This window comes from uncultured Metabacillus sp., from assembly GCF_947503125.1.
In the GTDB taxonomy this organism is placed as follows: domain Bacteria; phylum Bacillota; class Bacilli; order Bacillales; family Bacillaceae; genus Metabacillus.
Genome location: NZ_CANNCR010000172.1, coordinates 1 through 798, shown reverse-complemented (window position 1 = coordinate 798; position 798 = coordinate 1). Strand labels below are relative to the sequence as shown.

Annotated in this window: 1 protein-coding gene; it reads left to right on the top strand. The window is 40.4% G+C overall.

Going from position 1 to position 798, the window contains the following annotated elements; all coding sequences use genetic code 11:
• Positions 1–786 (top strand): AAA family ATPase (locus Q1B07_RS26695; protein WP_299095851.1); only part of this gene is annotated, 786 nt, incomplete at its 5' end.
• Positions 787–798: the final 12 nt, after the last annotated feature.

Sequence of the window (798 nt, the reverse complement as noted above, 5' to 3'; positions counted from 1 at the left end):
TATGGAATGAAACATACCCCTTTTACAAGAGATGTTCCTACTACTCAGCTTTATGATTCATTTACGATGCAAGAAGTTTTGGGACGATTAAAGTATACGGCCGAAAGGCAGTTATTTGCCGTTTTAACTGGAGATTGTGGTACAGGGAAAACAACAACAATTCGGAAATTTGTCGATGGCCTTGATCAAGGGAAATTTCACGTACTTTATTTATCGGATTCAAAACTAACTCCTAGGCACTTTTATAAAGGTTTGTTAGAACAGCTAGGATCGGAAGCGAAGTTTTATAGAGGCGATGCCAAACGGCAGCTTCATCGAGAAATTGAGTTAATGAGAGGTATTCATGGAATTCAGCCAGTCGTCGTGGTTGATGAGTCACACCTTTTAGATCGTGAGATGCTTGAGGAAGTAAGATTTTTACTCAATTTTAAGATGGATGCACAAAGCCCAATGGCCCTTATCCTTGTGGGTCAAAGTGAATTGTGGGATCGTCTACGTCTTCAATCATACGCAGCCATACGTCAAAGAATCGATATTCAGTTCAAATTAAGTCACTATGATCGGTCACAAGTAGATGCTTATGTCTCACGACATCTAGAATATGCAGAAGTTGACCAACAAATCTTCTCAGATGGTGCTTTGGAAGAAATTCATAGGTTTTCTAGCGGAACGCCAAGGCTTATTAATAAAGTATGTACACACAGCCTCCTTTATGGAGCTCAAAATGGCCGTCGAATCATTGATGACCATATGATTAAGCATGTCATTCAGGGGGAACTATCATGAAGGGCCGATGGA